23 protein-coding genes are annotated in these 22,591 nt (G+C 45.4%); all 23 read right to left on the reverse strand.

Features of this window, described 5'->3' with window-relative positions:
• Positions 1-618: 618 nt before the first annotated feature.
• The 23 genes from AC3WRW_RS09600 to AC3WRW_RS09710 all read right to left on the reverse strand — a co-directional run bounded on the left by AC3WRW_RS09600 (position 619) and on the right by AC3WRW_RS09710 (position 22,580).
• Complete coding sequence (locus tag AC3WRW_RS09600; RefSeq protein ID WP_492546110.1) at positions 619-1,512, reverse strand: YitT family protein; 894 nt, start codon at positions 1,510-1,512, stop codon at positions 619-621.
• A gap of 120 nt (positions 1,513-1,632) precedes the next feature.
• A protein-coding gene (prfB, locus tag AC3WRW_RS09605) for a peptide chain release factor 2 (RefSeq protein ID WP_492546111.1) occupies positions 1,633-2,752 on the reverse strand; the annotation gives its coding sequence in 2 pieces (ribosomal slippage) (positions 1,633-2,679 and positions 2,681-2,752; 1,119 coding nt in all).
• Positions 2,753-2,808: 56 nt separating this feature from the next.
• Positions 2,809-5,328 carry a preprotein translocase subunit SecA gene (secA, locus tag AC3WRW_RS09610; protein WP_492546112.1) on the reverse strand — a complete coding sequence of 840 codons (2,520 nt, stop codon included), beginning with the start codon at positions 5,326-5,328 and terminating at the stop codon, positions 2,809-2,811.
• 274 nt (positions 5,329-5,602) lie between these two features.
• Positions 5,603-6,157: a ribosome hibernation-promoting factor, HPF/YfiA family gene (hpf, locus tag AC3WRW_RS09615; protein WP_171683319.1), complete on the reverse strand. Its 555-nt coding sequence runs from the start codon at positions 6,155-6,157 to the stop codon at positions 5,603-5,605.
• Positions 6,158-6,322: 165 nt separating this feature from the next.
• Positions 6,323-6,520: a cold shock domain-containing protein gene (locus AC3WRW_RS09620; RefSeq protein ID WP_028556842.1), complete on the reverse strand. Its 198-nt coding sequence runs from the start codon at positions 6,518-6,520 to the stop codon at positions 6,323-6,325.
• A gap of 411 nt (positions 6,521-6,931) precedes the next feature.
• The gene (fliT, locus tag AC3WRW_RS09625) at positions 6,932-7,273 is read right to left on the reverse strand and encodes a flagellar protein FliT (RefSeq protein WP_492546113.1); all 342 of its coding nucleotides are present in this window, start codon (positions 7,271-7,273) and stop codon (positions 6,932-6,934) included.
• A complete protein-coding gene (gene fliS, locus AC3WRW_RS09630; protein WP_492546114.1) occupies positions 7,266-7,670 on the reverse strand; it encodes a flagellar export chaperone FliS in 405 nt (134 codons plus the stop codon). Before fliS ends, fliT begins: the two co-directional genes overlap by 8 nt.
• 34 nt (positions 7,671-7,704) lie before the next feature.
• Entirely contained in the window at positions 7,705-9,888 is a 2,184-nt protein-coding gene (fliD, locus tag AC3WRW_RS09635; protein WP_492546115.1) for a flagellar filament capping protein FliD, read from the reverse strand.
• A 19-nt stretch (positions 9,889-9,907) separates the two neighbouring features.
• Complete coding sequence (locus tag AC3WRW_RS09640) at positions 9,908-10,321, reverse strand: flagellar protein FlaG (protein WP_492546116.1); 414 nt, start codon at positions 10,319-10,321, stop codon at positions 9,908-9,910.
• Between the two features lie 153 nt (positions 10,322-10,474).
• A complete protein-coding gene (locus AC3WRW_RS09645) occupies positions 10,475-12,100 on the reverse strand; it encodes a flagellin N-terminal helical domain-containing protein (protein ID WP_492546117.1) in 1,626 nt (541 codons plus the stop codon).
• Positions 12,101-12,272: 172 nt separating this feature from the next.
• Entirely contained in the window at positions 12,273-12,503 is a 231-nt protein-coding gene (gene csrA, locus AC3WRW_RS09650) for a carbon storage regulator CsrA (protein ID WP_492546118.1), read from the reverse strand.
• Positions 12,504-12,508: 5 nt separating this feature from the next.
• Positions 12,509-12,955, reverse strand: coding sequence for a flagellar assembly protein FliW (gene fliW / locus AC3WRW_RS09655; RefSeq protein ID WP_492546119.1), 447 nt, complete (start codon positions 12,953-12,955; stop codon positions 12,509-12,511).
• Positions 12,956-13,027: 72 nt separating this feature from the next.
• Positions 13,028-13,597, reverse strand: a complete 570-nt coding sequence (locus AC3WRW_RS09660; protein WP_492546120.1) for a DUF6470 family protein — start codon at positions 13,595-13,597, stop codon at positions 13,028-13,030.
• Positions 13,598-13,622: 25 nt separating this feature from the next.
• Entirely contained in the window at positions 13,623-14,522 is a 900-nt protein-coding gene (gene flgL, locus AC3WRW_RS09665) for a flagellar hook-associated protein FlgL (protein ID WP_492546121.1), read from the reverse strand.
• A 33-nt stretch (positions 14,523-14,555) separates the two neighbouring features.
• Entirely contained in the window at positions 14,556-16,001 is a 1,446-nt protein-coding gene (gene flgK, locus AC3WRW_RS09670) for a flagellar hook-associated protein FlgK (protein ID WP_171683338.1), read from the reverse strand.
• 49 nt (positions 16,002-16,050) lie between these two features.
• Positions 16,051-16,548, reverse strand: a complete 498-nt coding sequence (locus AC3WRW_RS09675) for a flagellar protein FlgN (protein WP_492546122.1) — start codon at positions 16,546-16,548, stop codon at positions 16,051-16,053.
• A gap of 36 nt (positions 16,549-16,584) precedes the next feature.
• Positions 16,585-16,857 carry a flagellar biosynthesis anti-sigma factor FlgM gene (gene flgM, locus AC3WRW_RS09680; RefSeq protein WP_492546123.1) on the reverse strand — a complete coding sequence of 91 codons (273 nt, stop codon included), beginning with the start codon at positions 16,855-16,857 and terminating at the stop codon, positions 16,585-16,587.
• Positions 16,858-16,972: 115 nt separating this feature from the next.
• Positions 16,973-17,395 carry a TIGR03826 family flagellar region protein gene (locus AC3WRW_RS09685; RefSeq protein WP_492546124.1) on the reverse strand — a complete coding sequence of 141 codons (423 nt, stop codon included), beginning with the start codon at positions 17,393-17,395 and terminating at the stop codon, positions 16,973-16,975.
• Positions 17,396-17,507: 112 nt separating this feature from the next.
• On the reverse strand, positions 17,508-18,278 hold the full coding sequence (locus AC3WRW_RS09690; protein WP_492546125.1) for a ComFC family protein: 771 nt from the start codon (positions 18,276-18,278) through the stop codon (positions 17,508-17,510).
• Positions 18,279-20,144: an ATP-dependent helicase ComFA gene (locus AC3WRW_RS09695; RefSeq protein ID WP_492546126.1), complete on the reverse strand. Its 1,866-nt coding sequence runs from the start codon at positions 20,142-20,144 to the stop codon at positions 18,279-18,281.
• Between the two features lie 75 nt (positions 20,145-20,219).
• Entirely contained in the window at positions 20,220-20,615 is a 396-nt protein-coding gene (locus tag AC3WRW_RS09700) for a hypothetical protein (RefSeq protein ID WP_492546127.1), read from the reverse strand.
• 65 nt (positions 20,616-20,680) lie between these two features.
• On the reverse strand, positions 20,681-21,406 hold the full coding sequence (locus tag AC3WRW_RS09705) for a response regulator (RefSeq protein ID WP_171683344.1): 726 nt from the start codon (positions 21,404-21,406) through the stop codon (positions 20,681-20,683).
• Entirely contained in the window at positions 21,384-22,580 is a 1,197-nt protein-coding gene (locus AC3WRW_RS09710) for a sensor histidine kinase (protein WP_492546128.1), read from the reverse strand. The genes AC3WRW_RS09705 and AC3WRW_RS09710 overlap by 23 nt, the downstream gene beginning before the upstream one ends.
• Positions 22,581-22,591: the final 11 nt, after the last annotated feature.

Genomic DNA, 22,591 nt, shown 5'->3' on the forward strand with positions numbered 1-22,591 from the left:
TGAATTCCCCCGTTATTCCGAAAATATATGTATGATTATACAGTCATATACATGATAATTCAATGAATTTTTTTCTCCATTTTTCTCCGCTAAAAGACATTTAGATGCGAGACGAATCAAGGGTTTTTCAGCTTTTTTGCGGAAAATCTTGCCGCGGTTTTCAATCCTGTTGTCGGATGAAAAAAATTTATAATATGCATAGACATTTCGTTCGAATGACGAACAGTTATATTATCCCAAATTAAACGTTAGACAAGCAACATTTTTTTGTGAGGTTAAACCCGTGTCGGAAAATTTTGAGCCATGGCACAATGATGCTCAGTCGGAGGCTGGAGGCTATGGATCGATCCCCCTATGTTGCACTTTGTGCAGCATTATCTCTGCATTTTGCCCCTAGCATCTTCCTTCGTTGTACTTTGTGCAACCATTCCAGCTAAAACGGCTGATTTTGTTACCTTTCAGCTGAAATGGTTGTATTTTATACACTATAAGGACTGAATGTGCCGGATATTCGTTTCTATGTTGCACAAAATACAACAAAGCCCAGACGGTAGACGGCAGATAAACCTCAACCCTCACAACAAAAAAAGACGAGCCAAAGCACGTCTCATTAAAAACTCACTGCCGCTTTCCAGATGGCTGAGCATGCCGCTTAAAACCTTCGCCGAGCACCTCATTCGTTTCACTCAAAATAACAAACGCCTGCGGGTCCACCGACTGAACCAGCGTTTTCAAACGACTGACCTCGTTCTGCTTCACAACGACCATCATCACAGTCCGGGATTCCCCGGTAAATCCGCCGGATCCGTTAAGCTCCGTTAGCCCGCGATCCAAATCGTACAGAATCGCTTTGCGAATCGCATCCGTATGGTCCGAAATGATGAAAGCCACTTTGGCATAGTTAAAACCAAGCTGCACAATATCGATCGTTTTCGTCGTAACGAATAAGCCGATCATCCCGTACAGGGCATTCTCCGGAGTGAACGCTAGCGCAGAGGAGATAATCACGATCCCGTCAAATACGGCAACAGAGAAACCCAAGCTTAAACCGGTGTACTTATGTAAAATTTGCGCGGCCAACCCAAGCCCGCCTGTAGAACCTCGTCCGCGAAAAACAATGCCGAGTCCAAGCCCAACGCCAATCCCGCCATAGACGGAAGCGAGCAAAGGATTCTGCGTCGGCACGCCCAGATGGCTGGTTACGAGGACGCATAACGGAAACACAACCGAGCCCACAGCCGCCTTCACGCCAAAATGTCCCCCCAGCAGCCAAAGGGCTAAGAGGAAAATCGGAATGTTCAGCGACCATTGGATGATCGCCGGATTTAAGCCGGTTACATGCTGAATTACCGTTGAAATCCCTGCAACCCCACCGGTTGCGATTTGGTTCGGGTTCAAAAAGCAGTTAAAGCTAGCCGCCATAATCAACGAGCCTATGATTAATAAGGAATATTCAAAAATGGTATGTGCAGGACTTCCTATCCGTAGCATCGGTTCTCTTCTGGCCACCATAGGCCTCCTCTCACAAAAAATCCTACACCTGATAGGTGTAGGATGAACGTCTATTGCCTCTGCTATGCGCTGGTCCTCCGCCGGAGGCAAAGGACTTCGCCGCATTCGCCAATCCACCGATTACTCGGCGTTGTCCGGCTTACGAATCTGATGGCGCAAGAAGGCATCGATGAACATATCCAAATCTCCGTCCATGACCGCACCGACATTGCCGGTCTCCGCCGAAGTTCTGTGATCTTTCACCATGCTGTACGGATGAAAAACATAAGAACGAATTTGGCTGCCCCAACCAATATCGGACTGCTCGCCGCGAATTTCAGCCAGCTGCTTCATCTGCGCTTCGATCTTCTTCTCGTACAGCTTGGAACGCAGCATCTTCATCGCTTTCTCGCGGTTCTTGATCTGCGAGCGCTCTTGCTGACAGCTCACCACGACCCCGGTCGGCATGTGCGTAATCCGCACGGCTGAATCCGTGGTGTTGATATGCTGACCGCCGGCGCCGCTCGCCCGGTACGTATCGATCTTGAGATCCTCTGTGCGGATCTCAACTTCCGTATCGTCCTCAATCTCCGGCATGATGTCGCAAGACACGAACGACGTGTGACGTCTGCCCGACGCGTCAAACGGCGAGATCCGCACGAGCCGGTGCACACCCTTCTCCGCCTTCAAGTAACCGTAGGCGTTGAAGCCTGTGATCTGCAGCGTGACACTCTTCACGCCGGCCTCGTCGCCGGGCAAATAGTCGAGCACCTCGACTTTGTAGCCCCGCTTCTCCGCCCAGCGGCGGTACATGCGCAGCAGCATCTCCGCCCAGTCCTGCGACTCCGTGCCGCCCGCGCCGGGATGCAGCTCTAGGATCGCATTCAGCCGGTCATACGGCTGATTGAGCAGCAGGCCAAGCTCGAAGCTTTCGAGCTTGGTCTTTAGCGCCGCGATGCCTGACTCAATGTCAGCCACCAGGCCGGCATCGCTTTCCTCTTCCTCGAGCTCGACCATGACCTGCAGGTCGTCAAACTCGTTCGTGAAGCCCTGAAATTGATCCACAACGCTCTTGATGGCGTTGAGCTCGGCGATGGTCTTCTGGGCGCGTTCGTTATCGTCCCAGAAGTCCGGCGCCCCCATCTTTTCCTCATAATCGCCGATCGCTTCCAGTTTATGATCTAAGTCAAAGAGACCCCCGTAATTCGGTTAGTCGCTTTGCTGTTTCTCTTAAGTCTTGTTTCACTTCTGCTTCCAGCATGTCTTACACCTCTTTATTCTCTTGTGCCCGTTCTAACCGGATCGCGTCAGCTTCGCTTAGCTGCCTTGTCCGTGGCACTGTTTGAACTTCTTGCCGCTGCCGCATGGGCACGGATCGTTGCGTCCGATACGCTGTTCCTCGTCGCGCACGACCGGCTTTTTGCCGCCGGCTTCGTTCTTCGTATCCACCGCTTGCCCTTCGGCTACGGCTTGACGCTCCAGGTTGCTTTGAACATGAGCTTTCATGATATACATTGCGACTTCTTCGCGAATGTTCTCAATCATCTCTTGGAACATCTCAAAGCCCTCAAACTGGTATTCACGAAGCGGATCCGTACCGCCGTAAGCACGCAGGTGGATACCTTGACGCAGTTGATCCATCGCATCGATGTGATCCATCCATTTGCTGTCTACCGCACGCAGCGAAACGACCTTCTCGAATTCACGCATGAATTCAGGTCCGATCTCTTCTTCACGCTGATCGTAACGTTTGCTAACGAGTTCTTTGATATAATCAATGATCTCTTCCTGCTCTTTGCCCCAAATATCTTGGTCGCTAATGTGCGCATCTTCTTGAAGGAAGTTGTTGTTCACGAAATTCGCAACTTCTTGAAGCTCCCACTCTTCCGGAATTTGCTCCTCCGGACAGTGCGCTTTCACGACGCGCTCAATCACTGCATTAATCATACCCTCGATGACTTCGCGGATATTTTCCGACTCCAACAGCTCGCGGCGCTGTTTATAGATAATTTCCCGTTGTTGATTCATAACATCGTCATACTGAAGGACCACTTTACGTACGTCGAAGTTGTTGCCCTCCACGCGTTTTTGGGCGGATTCCACAGCACGGGAGATTAATTTGCTCTCGATCGGCTGATCTTCTTCCATCCCGAGGCGATCCATCATCGCCATAATATTTTCAGCGCCGAAACGTTTCATCAATTCATCTTCCAGAGAGAGGTAGAATTGCGAAGAACCAGGGTCGCCTTGACGGCCTGCGCGTCCGCGCAGCTGATTATCGATCCGTCTGCTTTCATGACGTTCTGTACCTATAATATGCAGCCCGCCGATATCATGTACGCCTTCTCCCAGCATAATGTCCGTACCGCGGCCCGCCATATTCGTAGCGATCGTCACGGCACCCGGTTGGCCCGCACGCGATACGATTTCAGCTTCTTCCGCATGGTATTTGGCATTAAGGACTTTGTGCTGTACGCCTTTCTTTTTGAGCATCTCAGAAAGTCTTTCCGAGTTCTCAATCGACACCGTACCGACCAAGACCGGTTGATTCAGCTTGTGTTTCTCAACGATTTGATCAACAACCGCCTTGAACTTACCGTTCTCCGACTTGTACACCACATCCGGCATGTCTTTACGAATCATCGGACGGTTCGTCGGAACAATGATAACTTCAAGCCCGTAAATTTTCTTGAGCTCTTCCTCTTCCGTCTTCGCCGTACCTGTCATCCCCGCCAACTTGCGGTACATCCGGAAATAGTTCTGGAATGTAATCGTCGCCAGCGTCATGCTCTCATTCTGAACTTGCAGCTGCTCTTTGGCCTCAATAGCCTGGTGCAGCCCATCACTATAGCGACGGCCTGTCATAATACGGCCTGTAAATTCATCGACAATCATAACCTCGTCGTCTTGTACGACGTAGTCCACATCGCGCTTCATGATGAAACGCGCTTTCAGCGCTTGAGTCACGTGATGGTTAATATTCACATTCTGATGATCGAATAAGTTCTCAATGCCGAATGCACGCTCCGCTTTCGCGACCCCTTCTTCCGTAAGAGCCACGGAACGCACTTTAATATCAATCGTGCAATCCTCTTCTTCTTTCAGCTTCGCCACAAAACGGTCCGCCGCATAATACAAGTCCGTAGACTTGGCAGCTTGTCCCGAAATAATAAGAGGCGTTCTGGCTTCATCGACCAAAATGGAGTCCACTTCATCGATGACCGCATAATAAAGCGGACGCTGAACCATCTGCTCTTTGTAAAGCACCATGTTATCGCGCAGGTAATCGAACCCATATTCGTTATTCGTGCCATACGTAATATCGCAGGCATAAGCTGCTTGCTTTTCCTCATGCGTAAGTTCATGCAGATTAACCCCAACCGTCAGGCCAAGGAATCTATAGATCTGACCCATTTCGCCACTATCGCGCTGCGCCAAATAGTCATTGACGGTTACAACGTGCACGCCTTTGCCCAGCAATGCATTCAAGTACACAGGGAGTGTTCCAACCAGCGTTTTCCCTTCCCCTGTTCTCATCTCGGCGATACGGCCTTCGTGCAGCACCATACCCCCAATAAGTTGAACGTCGTAATGACGTTTGCCCAATACGCGTTTAGCTGCTTCTCTGACTACCGCAAAAGCTTCCGGCAGCAAATCGTCCAGCTCCTCGCCTTTTTCCAGGCGATTTCTGAACTCGACAGTCTTGCCTCTTAATTCCTCATCGGATAACGGCTCAATGCTGGCCTCAAGCCCGTTGATATAATCAACCGCTTTTAACATCCGTTTAATTTCCCGTTCATTGGAATCACCAAAAATCTTCTTCACTAGTCCTAGCATCGGTGAACCCCTTTCCATTGCATTCGTATCCTTAAATTGTACCACCTTTGACCGTCCTGCCGCAACAAACCCTCGATCTACTTCTGCATAAACTGTCCTAAACAGACGAAAATCTCACGTTTTCAATTATTTCTATAGTATTGAATCGTTTTCTTAAATGCATGCATGCCAAATAATCGACCTCTCTGTCCAGATGAGACGATGCATAACCTTTATTATGAACTGAAAAGAGCTCAATTCGAATGTATCGAATTAAGCTCTTTGGAACATTATCTTATTTGTAAACTGCTGGCTCAATTAGTCCGTACTTGCCGTCGTTACGTTTATAAACGACATTGACGGAATCTGTGTCCATATTGGAGAAAACAAAGAAGCTGTGACCAACCAAATTCATTTGCAAAATCGCTTCCTCAACATCCATCGGCTTCAAATCGAAGCGTTTGTTGCGGACCAATTCAAAGTCATCTTCCTCTTCCATGAAAGTGACAGGTGATGTTTCGATTTTGAACAAATCACGCTTGCCGCCTTCTTCGCGAATTTTGCGGTTGGTTCTTGTTTTATGCTTGCGAATTTGGCGCTCTAACTTGTCCACTACCAAATCAATCGAAGCATACATATCTGAATTGCGTTCTTCAGCTCTCAGCAGCACGCCCGTTAGAGGAATAGCTACTTCGATAGTTTGCAGACCTTTAACCACACTTAGCTTCACTTGTACATCGGATGTAAGGGGAGCTTCAAAATACCTATCTAGTCTGTTTAATTTCTTCTCGACATAGTCCCTGAGTGCCTCAGTTACTTCAAGGTGTTCTCCGCGAATGCTAATCATCATAGTTAAACATCTCCCTTCCTACTTACATTATACTACATTCCACCCCATCTTCATAATTCCTTTAAATTCCGAGCATAAAATTTATACGCAAAAAAACACCCCAGGATGATTCCCAGGGTGTGCATGTTCGTAGGTGTATACTAGCGGCACAGACGTGCCGGATCATTATAGTCTGCTAACGTTAGCTGCTTGCGGTCCGCGTGCGCCTTCTACGATGTCAAACTCTACAGCTTGACCTTCGTCCAGCGTTTTGAATCCTTCTGATTGAATGGCTGAGAAATGCACGAATACATCTCCACCATCTTCACGCTCAATAAAACCATAGCCTTTTTCTGCGTTGAACCATTTCACTTTACCTTGCATAACGTACACATTCCCTTCGTCTTAAAAATATAGATATACATAAAATAGAAATGTAAGCCCTTACTTTTTGACTATAACACCCTCCTGCTTGACCTGTCAATTTCTAACTTAGTACCCAAGTAAATTTTTTGAAAATTCGGGTATATACAAGCCGTGGATAACTGCAGATTTTGTAGAATCCTGTCGTGTCCGGCACTTTTACGATTTATTCACAAAGTTATGCACAGTTTTATTCACATTATCCACAGGTCATTGCGAGTGAGTTATGGATAAGCCCGGGGCGATGCGGTGGGCTTGTGTACATCACGGTCTAATAGAATTTGTTTGTCCACATTTCCGAGATGAAAGCGTTGCAAAACCGTTGATAACCAAAAAACCTTCTGCCGCGGCAAAAGGTTTCTGTGCATAAACTTATTTTTTTCGATCGAAAAAGAAGCTTTCCGTGTCATAATGGTTATCGTAGGCATTTCGCTGGGTTTTACCCGTGTCGAGCTTGGCCAGCTGCATGCTTGCTTCATCCCGGAATTGCTGCAGCTTCTTCAGAAAAATGGGATCCAGACTGATCACAGCTTGAATGCGTGATTGATAAGTCTCCTTATCCCGCGTTGTCGCTGTTGCTGTGGCGTTAAGAAGCGCCTGCATGATGTCCCCGCGCTTCTCCATAAACTCGGAGATCCGCTCCGCATCCATTGTCACAAGCTCGGCTAATCCTTGTTGTGTTAGCTGTTCCAGCTCTGTGACCAGCTTATCCATGTAGAGCTCCTGCAGGTGCTGCGGAGCCAGCACTTACTTGCTTAGCAGCTTGCAGCCAGGTTTCCTTCAACTGAATCAAATAACCAAGCACTTCTTCAGCAGGCTCAACCGACTTCTTCATATTCGCTTCGATCAAGCGGTGATTGAAGTATTCATACAGCCTCAATAGATCAGCCGAAATCGGAGCGTTCCGATCAATCGTAATAGAGAATTCGCTAATAATGTCCTGTACCTTGACTAGGTTGGTGTTAGCGTCTTGATAGTTGGTCGTTTTCAAAGCCTCTATACCCGCACGGCAGAAACGTATGGCTCCATCACAAAGCATAATAAGCAGTTGTGCCGGGCTTGCCGTTTGTACCGTATTCTCCAAGTATTTATTGCGTTGGGCTTGAATCATTGTTATTTCCCCCTAGTTTAAAGTAGGACTCTTATTAGCCGCCCATTTGTTGTGTTAGTTGTGCGCTTTGTGCTTGCATTTGTGTGATATATTTTTCCATAGCGGTGAATTGGTTATAGTAACGGGTTTGCAGTGCATCTAATTTTGTAGTCCAGTCATCAATTCTTTTGTTAAGTTCTTTGGTTGATTTCCCTAATGTATAGCTGGTATCTACGCTATTCGATGTACCAGCTCTTGCTGTAATTTTACTTATGAGTGATGTAGCCAAATTATTTAAACGTGTTGCAACACCATCACCAGCAGTCGACTCTTTTAATTTGTCGTCCGATACAAACAAAGCCATCACTTGATCCGGATTCTCTGAGATAGCTTTCTTGAGCTTAGTATCGTCGATATAAATTTTCCCGTTATCTAAATAACTGCCAGAGATTACTCCACCTAACGAAACACTTGTCGATATACCAATTTCAGAAAGACTCTTCGCGTTCCCTGAAGGTAGACCTGTCACCGGGCTTGAAAAAGAGCTTCGAAAATTCGTTAACGCTTGATTAAGTATCATATCGCCACGCAATGTCCCGCTCTTGGCTTTGGCTTCCCATGCCGTAATCTGGTCGTCTTTCATACTCTCACGTTGACTATCCGTTAGCGGTGTATAATCCCTATACGTCTTTTCAGTAACTTTTGTATTAATAGTATCTATTAGTTCGTTATATTTATCAATAAAATTCTTAATGTTATTGTAGATCGTATCGGTATCACCAATCACGTTAACGCCAACAGCCGACGAAGTCGTTTTCTTTGCAGTAAAATTTATCCCATTTATCGTGAAAGAGTTCGTATCATACTTCGCAGTTGCTCCATTAAATTTCACCTCGGCTTGAGTTCCTTCGTTCTTAACTTGATTGAAGGTTGCCGGTGTAGTTGTACTATTCATTTTAAATTGAGGCAGCACATTTGCTGCGCTATCTTTTTCATCAGTTAATGTAATGGAGTCCGTTGTTGGATTAGCAAAAACAATATTATGGTTACTATCCAGATAAGCAGAAACTCCTAATTTGCCTACAGCCGAGCTATTGATGGCATCGATCACATTAGCAATCGTTGTAGTCTTATCGATACTAATATCAACCGATGTAGAACCTACTTTCACTCTCAATTGTTTAGTTGTCGTTAAATTTCTATCAATTAAAGTAGAAGTAGGTACATCAAGATTGGGTGCAGGTGTAGTAAGCTTACTGTTCACCTTCGTAGTATCATCATTTTGGTCGGATAGAGTCGCGGTGATTGGATTGTCGCCAGCATCTTTAAATTTTAAATTATTATTACTATCTAGGTATGCCGTTGCAACTTTTGATATATCAGACTTATTAATATCCGATATTAACTTGTCATAGGTAGTATCCTTATCAATCGTGAAATCAGCTGTTGTACTACCGATCTTTATGCGTAATGTCTGCGTTGTCTTTAGCGAACTATCAATTTGTAGAGATCCTACAAAATTATTAGTTCCCGAAATTGTAGTACCAGTTTGAGTCGCACCACCTGAAATCTTCAACACATCAGTCAACAAATCAGCCGTATTACCCGCTACGTTCTTGGCGCTTAAATTCACTTGACCTGCTTTACCTGTTGAGGTGGATGTGAAAAAGAGCTTATCGATTGTTGCATCATAGCTAACATTGACACCTGTAATGCTGGATTTGCTATTAATTGAGGAGACAAGACTACCTAATGTATCTGTAGGTTTTACCTCTATAGTCGTAGTCCCTTTAGATCCTCCGATGGTTAGTAGTGTATTACTTGTAAAAGTTTTAGCTGGACTAAGAGCCCCAACTATATCAGAAACCTTTGTATCTGCTCCTTTTACTGTAGCACCTAGGAGATCTGATGTTGCTGTCGCTGCAGAAGCCAACTTGTCTACTTGAAGAGAGTAATTCCCAGGATTTGCCACGGAAGTCCCTGTCACACTTACACTGCTTTCATCAGTAGATGTAGCCTTCTTCGATTGATAAGATGACTGAAGTTTCATATTAAAAGCCAAGTCACGGAAAGCCATGATCTTGGAGTTAATAGTGCGGTAATCATCACGTTGCCATTCAATTGACTGCTTCTGCTGTTTTAATTTGTCCTGCGGCATACGAGCAGCCGTCATTAACTTCTTTACTGTATCATCAATATCAATACCCGTTCCTGAGAATCCATTTAAACGAGTTACCATCGCTAGATCAACTCCTTAATTATCTTTTCTCGTCCACAAGAATTCCGGCCATTTGCCAGAGCTTGGCTACAAAATCCAAACTTTTCTCAGGCGGAATTTCACGTATCGTTTCGCCCGTATCTTTATCCAGGACTTTGACTGAAATTAGTTTTGTTTTTTGATGAATAGAAAACTCAAGAGACGTTGTTCTCCCTTGAATAGCCTTGATCGCATGTTCAATCGCTTTCACCAACTGAGTATCACTAATCGTGACGTTTTCGCCTTGTAGTTCTGCTGTTTTTAGTTCGGATGTATTCGTAATGTTAGATGCAATGAATGCTGCTGCATTATTGGTCCCGGTCTCATCTACCTTATGAATCTTTATTGGCTCAGGAGCTAGCTTTCCTTCTCCTCCGTTGTTTCCGAACCCGCCGACTGGGTAATTCAAGCTCATAGAAAAACCTCCATCCGAAGATATACATATATCATTTATATCGGATAGAGTTCCTTTAGTTGTTATAGAGCCTTAATAAAATTTTATGGATTTCTTTCCATTTAAATAAAAAAGAACCCTAGGAGAAAAACCCCTAGAGCTCTTAAATTAAAATTAACGAAGCAATTGAAGAACACCTTGTGGTTGTTGATTTGCTTGAGCCAACATAGCTTGAGCAGCTTGGGAAAGGATGTTGTTCTTAGTGAAGTCCATCATTTCTTTAGCCATGTCAACATCACGAATGCGGGACTCAGCAGCCGTCAAGTTCTCGGAAGCTGTTTGCAAGTTATTGATTGTGTGCTCAAGACGGTTTTGAACAGCACCCATTTTGGAGCGTTGTGCAGAAACATTTTTGATAGCACCATCAAGTGTGTCAAGTGCTTGAGAAGCACTTGAAGCTGTGGAAATATCAACAGCAGACAAACCTAGAGCAGCAGTACGCATATCATTGATACCGAAGCTAATCGTTTGACCACGGTTAGCACCGATTTGGAATGTTACGCCACCATTGCCTGTTGCTTCTGTTTGTGCTTGAGTAAGACCCAAATCAGAGATTGCTGTACCGCCCACTTTATCTTTAAGAGAAATTGGACCATTTTCATTCGTGATAACCAAACGGCCATCTTTGCTTACGTTGACTTGTGCAGCACTAACGAAACCTTCGTCACCAGCAGATTTACCTTGAACTGTGTTATAGCTAGTAATCGCTGCGTTAATAGCTGTTTGTAAAGTTGTTGCAACAGATGCCATAGTGTCGCCTGTCGCGATTGCAGTTGCAAGGTTAATTTGCATAGCAACACCATTTACACTGATATCCGCTTTTGTATTTGCTGCAATTGCAGAACCATTGTAATTAGTTGTACCGTTTGTTGGAACAGCTGCAGCTGTTCCACCATCTAGAACCTTACCTCCTAATAGGCCGGCAGTTCCAACAGCAATTTTAGAATCAACACCTTTTGATCCACTTTCCAGTACTAGAGCACCCGCTGCATCTACATAACCAGATACATGAGCAACATTCTTACCGGATTGATCAATAGCTTCATTGATTTTCTGAAGAATCAAATCTTTTGCATTATTGCGAGTAGTTGAATCGGTTGAAATTCCTTTAAGTGTATTTCTTTCATCTGTAGTAAGATTACCCCAGTTTACATCAATTGCAGTACCATCAATCGTGATAGTTTCTTTAGCAAAATCTGCATCTACTACTGCTGTAGCATTCATTGCAGTACCAGCTGACGTTACTGTTCCAGCAGTCAACTTAGCAACTTGAGCACCTGTTGTTGTATCAACAGCAACATTCGCGCCACCAGCAGATTTCAAAGCACCATTCAGCAATTTTTGAGTATTGAACTCAGTTGTGTTACCGATACGGTCGATTTCGTCTTTCAGCTGTTTAACCTCTTCTTGAAGAGCTGCACGATCGTCAGCTGTGTTTGTTCCATTAGCTGATTGGTCGGAAAGCTCACGCATACGTTGAAGGATGGAGTGAGTTTCGTTCAATGCACCCTCAGCTGTTTGGATCAAAGAGATACCGTCTTGAGCATTCTTAGCAGCCATATCCAAACCGCGGATTTGTGCTCTCATTTTCTCGGAGATTGCTAGACCTGCTGCATCGTCGCCAGCGCGGTTGATGCGAAGACCGGAAGACAATTTCTCAAGGGATTTGCTTGCTGCTGCTGTGTTACCAGTCAATTGACGGTGAGTGTTCGCTGCTGCGATATTGTGATTAATTCTCATTTTTCTTCCTCCTGAAGGTTCGTTTGATCCACGTCCATGTGGATTTATTTGTAGGTTTACAAGCGGGTCGGCCGCCCAGCTTGTTGTCCCAATGATATATATATCGTCCAAGCGTTTCCCAAAGTTTATAGCTAAAATAAAAAAAATGTCGACTTGTGGCCGACACTTTCATTTATTTGGATCTATTCATTAGTTTACTTAGGTTCATAGGACTAATTGAACTAGCCGTAGCTTCTTTATTCGACTCCTGGATTTGCTGATATATTTCCTTTCGAAATACTTCTACTTGCTTCGGAGCCTTTATACCGACACGAATCGTGTCACCTTCGCTGCCAAGTATGACAATTTCAATCTGATCGCCGATCATGATCGACTCGCCTTTTTTCCTAGCCAGAACCAGCATGCTCCTCACCCCTCCACTTGCGCTGCTTCACTCAACACAATCTCATGTTTGACGTTATATTCAGAGTCATGCAGAATAATTTGCTTAGCCATCTTCGATTTCACATTCCAAATGATCGGAGCCAAAAGATTTAAAGTAAATTTAGTAAAATCACTGTTTACCGTAACGACAGACCAGACGATAACATCGTCAGGTGCTTCAATTTTTAGTTCCTCCAGCAAGCTATCGGACAAATGAATGTCATACTCTTTGAAAAAAAGGAAAGGATCCGTTACAAGAAATGAAAGATCGCCGTTCTGAACGGACTGAATGTATGAGAATGGAGCGCTATCTTCAGGTTGAACCAAAGTAAACTTTGTTAACCCCTCGAATCCCGGAACACCTTGCGTAAATGTAAAAACTTCGGACTCTTGAACGTCTAGCCCGCCAAAGAACAAAGTCGAAATGTGCATGTCTCAAGCTCCTTCGATACATTTTAAAATAAAAAAAGCCATAGAAATCATCTATAGCCTGATTATAACGCTTTATGTTTTGAAATCAATTTGTGGCGGTGTAATTTCTACCTTAGGGTACTGTCGCATATAAATGTCAAGCTTCCCGCGAGTGTAGTCAATCTCGGGTTTATTCACTTGAGCATTCACGTTGATTTTACCATCCGTAACATTGATTTCAGCCTTATGCGCGGTATATGTAATATCGACATTATCGTAGCCTGCTTCGCCATAATAATCGAACTGCGGACGACTGATGCTTAAGTCTTTTGCAATTTCAGCAATGGCATTTCCACCCAAGTGAATAGCTGCCATGCGATTACCGTCTTCAACCCGGCGGGCAATGCCTTGCATCGCAATCTCGTGGCACTGAGAATAAATCCGGCTTAAAGCCGTGAGGATTGGACCTTGGCCTAGTGCGTCCCAAGCGCGGCTTTGGTCAATTTCGAGTTCGCCCCTCGGCTGACGGATATCTAGTTTAGGCTGTTCCACTTGCATCTCATACGTAGCACGCGGCTGCCTGATGTCCTGCTGCCCAAGGTCTGCGTCGATCCCGATGAGAGCCGGCTGCTGGCTTATTTGTATTTGAGGAATACTAGGCAACACAACCGCCTCCTATTTGAGATTATTAGCGAAGGAAATCAACTAGTGTCGGGACAATAACTTTGGATCCTGCAGACAATGAGGCTTGATACACATTTTCTTCCATTTTTAAATTGGTTATAACAAGCGACATGTCGGCGTCTTCCGTTTTGGACTGCAAACTTTGCAGGTTAATGCCAATATCCTTGAGGCGATCCTCGGCAAGCTGTACCCGGTTCGTTTTTGCCCCGATATCTGCCCTAGCCCCTAGAACTCCGCTCATTCGTGTATCCATGAGTTCAATTGACTTCTGAATACCTGACGTATTGTTTGTTGATAACGAAGTAGACAGATCTTTTAATATCTGAAAAACATTATTTTGCATACCGGAAGCACCAAACACCTGCTCGGCCGTCTTGTTCATTGCAATTTGAACGCCAGCGCCGATTTCGAACTTAATCTCGCCATTGTCCGTTACAGCGTTAGCTGCATTATCCGGGTCAGGAAAAGGGGGTTTATCCGTAATTTGCCCATTGAAAATATACTTGCCGTTAAATTGGCTGTTCCCGATATTGGTCAACTGATTGTATAACTGATCAATCTCAATCTTCATTGCGTTCAGTGACTCTTCTGAATTTGTCCCGTTGGCAGCAGCTACAGCCAATTCACGTGCTCTTTGCATAACCTGTCCCGTCTGGTCCAACATGGTATCCGTATAATCTAAAAACGACACCGTAGCATCAACGTTTCTTTGATACTGGTCGTTAGTTTCGAGCTCACTGCGATAACGCATAGAGAAGCTGATTCCAACCGGATCATCTGACGGCTTATTGATTCTGCGGCCTGTTGAAAGCTGATCTTGCAGCTTATCCATCCGAGATAAATTCGTATTTAAATTGCGCAGCAATTGTGTATTGAGCATGCCTTGCGTAACGCGTAATGCCATCTTATTTCACCTCATATCAAGTGTGTCAAGCTACTATCTGCCTACCGTACCCATTGAATTGATAACTTTATCAAGCATTTCATCAAAAGTTGTAAGGGCACGGGCAGCTGCGTTATAAGCGTGCTGATATTTAATCATGTCGGCCATCTCTTCATCCAAGGAAACACCGCTAACCGATTGGCGTCTAGCATCCACTTGATCAACGAGAATCTTCTGATTCGAAACCTGACGCTGTGCCTCTTGCGTCTGAACGCCAATTTCCGACACTACCGCTCGAAGGAATTCGTCGAATGTACCGCCATTTAGGATGATTTTGGTGACGCCTGAACCATCGAAGTTGTACTTCGTATTCTTAATGCCCGCGAGTTTCAATGCTAGCTCATTGTTACCTTTTACGACACGTTCTACACCGTTAGCATCTGTATATGTTTTACCCGAAGCGGCGATTCGCTCTACGTTATCCGTAATGTTCGAGCTTACCTGCACCGTTTCTGCAGCAGTGTTAAAATCAGCAATCGGTACAAAGAAGTCCCCTCCTTTGGTAGGAGGATCTTGCAGTGTATAACCTTGCTTATGCATGTCGTTAACGGCTGTGACAATGGTAGAAACCATGGAGTTCAACTGATTCTTATACTCTGTGACGTAACGTTGATCAGACAGCATCAATCCGTAAAGCTCACCACTGTTCAAATCAGCCGGATAGGCCGAACTAGCCAGAGCCTCATCAAATTCCGTCGGTGTGCTAGCAACAACAAGATCCTGATTCCCCATTTTTACATGGTATCCGCCAGATTCCTCTTGTACGGTAACATTAATGACCTTAGACAACCCGTCGACAAGCAAATCCCGTTGATCCCGAAGATCATTCGCGTTATTACCAAGGCCTTCGATCCGGAAAATTTCCGTATTTAGCTCGGCAATCTGCTTCAAAGTCGTATTGACTTGAGTGACTTTAACAGTCATATTATCTTTCAAGTCGGATCCTAGATCCTTCAGCTGCTTCGCTGCGTGGTTGAAGGCATCCGTAACAGCCAGTGCACTTTCCTTAACAACAGCCCTTGTCTCCAGATTATCCGGCTGCTTGCTCAGCTCCTGCCACGCATTCCAGAAGTTGTCGAGCACCTGGCGCAGACCTGTGTCTGACGGCTCGTTGATAATAGCTTCCAGTTTCTCCAATGTATCTTGGCGAACCGTCCATTCGCCTAAGCTTTTATTCTCATTCGCATATTGCTTATCCAGGAAAGCTTCACGAATCCGGCTCACCTCGGTAAACATAACACCTTGTCCCATTTGCCCCGGGATAGTCGAGCGCTGCAAACTTAGTGCCTCAATGGGCTCTGCGGCAACCATTTTGACAACCTGGCGTGAAAAGCCAGGCGTGTTGGCATTGGCTACGTTATGTCCGGCCGTTGTCAATGCTGCTTGTTGTGTAAGGATCCCCCGCTTGGATATTTCAATTCCGCCAAAAGTCGATCTCATGATTTCCCTCTCCTATGCCCTATATGGGTATTCTGATTCTATCCAGGCACTAGCCTCTTCGGTCAAACATCCCTAAACGATTTCCGCTCTTTGCCTGATTCGGGTTCCTGTAAACAAGATCATCCTCCGGCGGGCCAATAACCAAATCAAGGGAATAATTAACGAATGACAATGACTGCTCAATAAGCTGTTGATTAATGACGTTGCTCTGTTTCAATTCCTCTATCGTAGCAAGCAGCTTCTGCTGTGCATCCATCAGCGCTTGTTTCTCTTCAGCCTTAAAAATAACTTTGATTAAATCGCCGACCGTAATCTTGGGGTTAGGATTATATCCTCTTGATATTAAGTAGGAGCCGATGATTTGAATCCGCTGCTGATTCGCCTCTGCAATCGCTCTTACCCACTTGTTTTCTCGATTAACAATCATGTTCAATTGATCGATGTCATTGCTAACAAGAATCGGCGTTTTCACCTTGGCAAGCTCAAGCAATGCCTCATGCGCTTCTTGAAGCTTATCCATCGTTTCCAGCAAAGGCTGTATGGACATACGATCGTCACCTGCTTCTATCTTGGATGTATTTCCTTATTTCAGGTAAGGAAGAATTTTTTCTGCTAATTTAGCCGCATCAACGCGGTAAGTACCCGCTGCCACAGATGATTTCAGTTGTTCAATCCGAAGCGTCTGCTCTTCCGTACGAGCTGTTCCCGAAGCCCCTAAGAGTTCTTTCGCTTCCGCCGAAATCTCCACTTGATCCTTCAGCTTGCCCTTCTTGCTGGCAGCTTGAGCATAGGCGGAATCACCTGCTTTTTTATAAGGATTAATTGCTCCGATTCGTTGATTTTCATTAATTTTCATACCCTAACAACTCCTATGTTCTCAGACCTTAAAAAAACAAAATGCCGATAATCTTTAGATCTATTATCGGCATCTCTTATATGAAACTTTATATCTCTGCGGTCCTAATTCAAAATTAATGGCGGTCCTTCAAGCGTTCTTGAATCTTGAACGTAATGCCACCATCCTGCGCAGCAAGCTCCGCTCTACGCCGCTCATCCTCAGCATTATTCCTAACATCCTTAACGAGCTTCATCCGACAAGAATCACAAATCGTATTCTCACGTATCGAGGTCCCGCACACTTCACAAGGGTAAGCCATATTCGGAGCATGGACAATAGAAATTCGACCCTCACGAATAAATTTCGTAATCTGTTTGATAGATACGTCCGTAGCTTCGCTTAACTCATTTATGTTAGTACCTTTGTTTGCACGCAGATACTTCAGGCATTTATCATACTGCTGTTCCAGATCCTTTAAGCAGTTCGGGCATACCTCAGCAAATCCTTTAACGAAAATCTTCCCACAACGTGGACAATTAGCAACATTCATGCCCATTATATGGCCCCCTTTCATTCTTCCCAGATACCCAATATTTAATTCCAGTTTACAGCAATTCGACAACGTTTGCATATCCCTATTTTTGAGATGTTCGCGCTTGTGATTCTTTCTACCTCGCCCATGTTATTCCGAATACTTTTACCGGCAGGCACTCAGTTAAAACTTTAGCGCACTGATTCATAGTACTCCCGGTGGTGTAGACATCATCCACGATGTATATGACATACGAAGCTGCCTGATAGCTCGTCAATTGATCCAGGAACTTCTCGTTCGTCTCAAAAACATGTGCTAAATCGTCCAGCCGCTCACTCCTCTTCTTGAAGCTTTGTTTATCCGTATGTTTGGATCGATGAAGAAGAGGCACAACGGGAAGTCCGGTTTTCCGGCCTAACTCCATGGCCATCTGCTCCGCCTGGTTAAAGCCGCGTTCCAGCAGCCTGCGCTCACTTACAGGTACGAATGTGATAAGCTCCTGAGCCGGAGGTGGTTCGATATCCCCTTTCTCTCTTTCATTTTGCAATAAGTGATAAGCATGGATGAGCATGCTGCCAATAACGGCTTTGAGCCGTTCGTCCCCCCTGTATTTGTAACGGGCTAAAAGCTCTTTCATCGCTTCATCATATCTGACAGCACTGCGGCTTTGCGAGAAATATGCGTGCTGCCTTCTTTGACAGTCATAGCATACCTCCCCTCTTCCGCAGATTTGGCAAATTGCTTCTCGAATCCAGGGTATCCGCGCATAACACGAATCGCAAAGCCCTAACTGCTCAAGTCGGATCATGCCGGTCTGTTTACAAACTAGGCATTCCTTCTTCATAGAGCTAAGCAGCGAATAGACGGCGACCCTCATTCCTTTCAGCCAAGCTCTCCAATCCCTCATTCATTTCCCCCTCTCAAAATAGCCCTGTTTGCGCGCAATGCGGTTCATTTTCTGTATTTGCCGAATAGCCTCCTTCTGTGAGTGGGTAAATTCATTTGCTGCAAAATAAACCATCCCTGCCGGATCGTCTTTGGACCGGCCAGCCCGTCCTGCCATTTGAACGAGAGCTGCTTCATCAAATAACTTGGAGTCGGCATCCAGGATAAATACATCCGACTTGGGTACAGTGACTCCTCGTTCCAGAATCGTTGTCGTCACCAGCAATTGTATGTCCCTGTTTCGAAAGCGTTGGACTTTTTCAGCACGAGCTGCGTCCTTCGATGAGGTTCCTTCGACCCACACCGTGTTGCCACCCTGACATAACTTTGCCCTCAGCAAATTCACCATAGGCTCCACCAACTGTATGCTGGGAACAAAAACAAATAACTGCGCACCACGTTCCACAGAACCCAGCAGCTTTGCAAGCAGCAAATTGGGTAAATTGCGAGACGGTATTACTTTATTTAGAGATGCGACAGCTATGCGCTCTGGAACCGGCAAGGGATTCTTGTGAAAACGTACCGGAACCCTTATGTGAGGCAACCGGCCACGCTCAGCTTCCTGCCTGGTGATTTTCGGCGGTGTAGCCGAAAGCAGAATATTAACACCACTTGGCTTGCAAACTTTTGCAGCCGCATAGGTAAGCATCGGATTGTTATGATAAGGAAAGGCATCAATCTCATCGATAATAACAAGGTCGAATGCCTCGTGAAACCGAATAAGCTGATGCGTCGTAGCGATCGTGATCGCCCCCTGCTCCCAGCGTTGCTGGCTGCCGCCATAAAGCGTCACTATACTATAGCCGCTAAAAGCACGCGCAATTCGAGGCTGCAGCTCCAGCACCACATCTTTGCGCGGGGTTGCGATAAGGACACGTCCTCCCTTGGCCATTGTATGATGAACGAGAGGAAATATCATTTCTGTCTTACCGGCGCCGGTAACCGCCCAGATTAGAAACCGTCGGGGAGCTTGAGATCGCAATTTCCCCACCTTAGGCTTCTCACCGCATATAAAGCGCAGCCCTTCCAGAGAAGCCCGAGCCTGAGCTTCACTAAGTCCCCAAGGCTCGATATAGGCTTGAAGATTTTCCTGAGCCGCGCTTGCGTCAGCAAATTTTTGTTCCGGCAGAGACTTAATACGGCTTTCCCTTGGTGTACCAAGAATAAGCAGCGAGCAAAATCTGGTCCTCCCCATGGTCAAACAAGCCTCGCAGTAAGGACAATCTTGTCCGCAATGCTGACAAGCCGCCCAAAACATCTGTTCATCCGAGCTGCCGCACCGCTTGCAGCAATAAGTCGCCCTCGTCCTAAACATCCTTCCCCAGTCTCGTTTTTCTTCCATTTGAAGACCATTCTCCAACGTTACATCCCCATTAAGGTGAGCAAGCTGAAGATAGCTTGGCCACGCTTCTCCAACGCCAATCCCTATGCCCGTTGCTTCCAGCAACTGCTCAAATTCTTCAAGAAGCAGTGCCCTTCCGGAGCAAACTGCTACAAGTTTGGCATAGACCTCCGAATCTAATGTCACCTTCGGAACCCTTTTTGGGTTCAGCGTCTCAGATGAATTTTTCACCATTTGAAAAGACTCACTATTCCGCAGACCGCATTCTTTCGCTACATGACGAAAATGCTGCAGCATTCCCTTATCATTCACCCCTGCCTGCACCGAACTAGCAGAATTGAGCTTGTGCAGCATTCGCACACCTTGCCCTAACGAAATAAAAGGTTCGAACAGTACGAGGCCGGCGTCGGCTGCGTATTGCTCGAACCAATATTGAATGTCCGTCATAGGGTGAATAGTCAAATGCCATCCCCACTCTTTATTCAAACAAACTGCGTAAAGTTGAACCTTCATTGCCCACCTTACTCTCTTTTTCAAAATGCCGTCTGTTAGCAATTGCAGCTAACCGACTGGGATCTTCACGAGGTCCTCCCTATTGCTGAGATGCACAACTACAAAAGGTTCCCCTGTATGTTGACTCATGAATTGATCAACCGCATCATATTCCGTATGATATCTAAGCTCAAGCAAATGGGTATGAGATAATCGCTCAATGATTTGCCTTGTATCGTCAGACGACCCTTCATCGAATATCGTTGCTGTAACTTCGTAGCCTTTTAATCCAGAGAAGAAAAAAAGTGAGCGAATATACCATTCGATTTGATTTTGGTTATTTTTGGTGACAAGCAGAAATTTAGCCGGCTTCTTATTTCTACCCTTACGAGCACCGAACCATAGGTGAAGCACAGCGATACTAATCCCGTAGCAACCCAAGATCCAAAGCAATCCAATCCACATAGCGGATCCCTCCCTTATTTGCAGTGTATGCCGCAAAAAGTAGAGGGGTTCCAACAAAGGGAGTCCTACAGGGTTACCCAACCATTCTTAATCGCAATAATAACCGCTTGTGTGCGGTCATCCACTTCCATTTTCTGGAGAATGGAGCTAACATGGTTTTTCACCGTTTTTTCACTAATGTAGAGGAACTCTCCAATTAGCTTATTGCTTTTCCCTTCTGCCATGAGACGCAGAACCTCAGCTTCCCGTTTGGTGAGAGGACTATTGGTATTATGTATGTACTTAATCGCAGATTCCTTAGCGCCTTGGCCTGAACCGACCACTCCGACATCATCTAAATATGTCATGCGTCTAAGCTGATTGATTAGCTTGCCTGTAACTTTCGGATGAATATATGCATGACCGGCAACAACGGAGCGGATTGCATTAATGAGCGACTCTGCTTCCATATCCTTGAGCAAGTAACCCGAGGCTCCTTTGCGGAGGGTCTCGAACACATAGCTCTCATCATCATGGAGTGAAAGAATGATAACTTTAATATCAGGAAAAATAAGCTTTAAGCGCTCTGTCGCAACAACGCCATTCTCAAGCGGCATGTTAATGTCCATGAGAACAATATCCGGCGTAATTTGATTGCAAAGCTCAATCACCTGGATTCCGTCACCACACTCACCGATGACTTCCATATCATCTTCCATATTGATAATCCGTTTAACACCTTCGCGAAACAGCTGATGATCGTCCGCAATAACAATTCGTACATTGCGCTTATGACTCGCCGTGTTGTCCATTTTGATTTTCCTCCTTGTTCTCTGCACCGCCGCCGATAGGGATTAGCATTTTAATTTTGGTTCCGGAATCTTTCGCGGAATCAATCATCATTGTGCCTTCCAGCAACTCGACACGCTCACGCATACCCAGCAGCCCGAAATTATTCCCTTTAGCTATTTTCTGCTCTGTTTGCGGCACATCGAAGCCGACCCCATTATCTACAACGTAGATTTGTACTTGATCAGGTTCCAGTGTTAGCTCAACAGATAAGAAAGTTGCTTTCGCATGTTTTATTACATTAGATAGAGCTTCTTGCACCAGTCGGAAAATCGCAATTTCAAGCCCTGAGGGAATGCGAGTCTGCCTGCCTACGAGATTGAATTGCGTACGAATTCGATACTTCTCTTCAAAATCTTGAACATACTTGCGCAGTGTTGGTACGATGCCTAGGTCATCAAGCGCCATTGGGCGGAGATTGAAGATGATCTTCCGAACTTCTTCAAGCCCCCCTCTGACTTGTCCCTTTAAATCAACTAGTTCTTCCTTTACTGCGGGGATGTCCTCTTTTATAAGCATGCGCTGCGCAATTTCTGTGCGAACCACGACGTTCGCCAAGGTCTGAGCCATGCCATCGTGAATTTCACGCGCTATACGCTTTCGCTCTTCCTCTTGTGCCAAAATAATTTTCAAACCAAGCAATTGCCTGTTTTTAGCCGATTCTAATATGCGAGTGACCTGATTGAGATCTCCGGATAAGTATTCTAGCACTACATTCATCTGAGAAACGATCGTTTCAGCCCGCTCTACCTGCTTGTCTACATTCTTAGTTCGCACTTGCAGGTCATTGCGTCTGGTCTTCAGATTATTTTCTTTTTCCCTGGCAATAGTAAGCTGTAATTGAAAGGCAATAGCCGCTTCATAAGCAACCTTGATATCTTCCTCACGGTATTTATTAAAGTCACGGCTGACTTCCGTGAGTCGAATGCGGGAGCGCTTGTAATCCTTCTCCAACTTGTCGACCAACTCAATCGTGATACTCGTTTCATACTTTATTTCCTCAAGTTCACGAGTAAGCGATTCTTTCTCTAAGCGGGAAGCTTCAGCGATCTCAAACATCTGATACTTGCTGCTCTCCATGACGTTAATTGCGTTTTTTATGACACGATCTATAGCGTCTGGTTGCAAATGAAACATGCTCCTTTTTG

The sequence above is a fragment of the Paenibacillus sp. FW126-R14 genome (assembly GCF_058789495.1).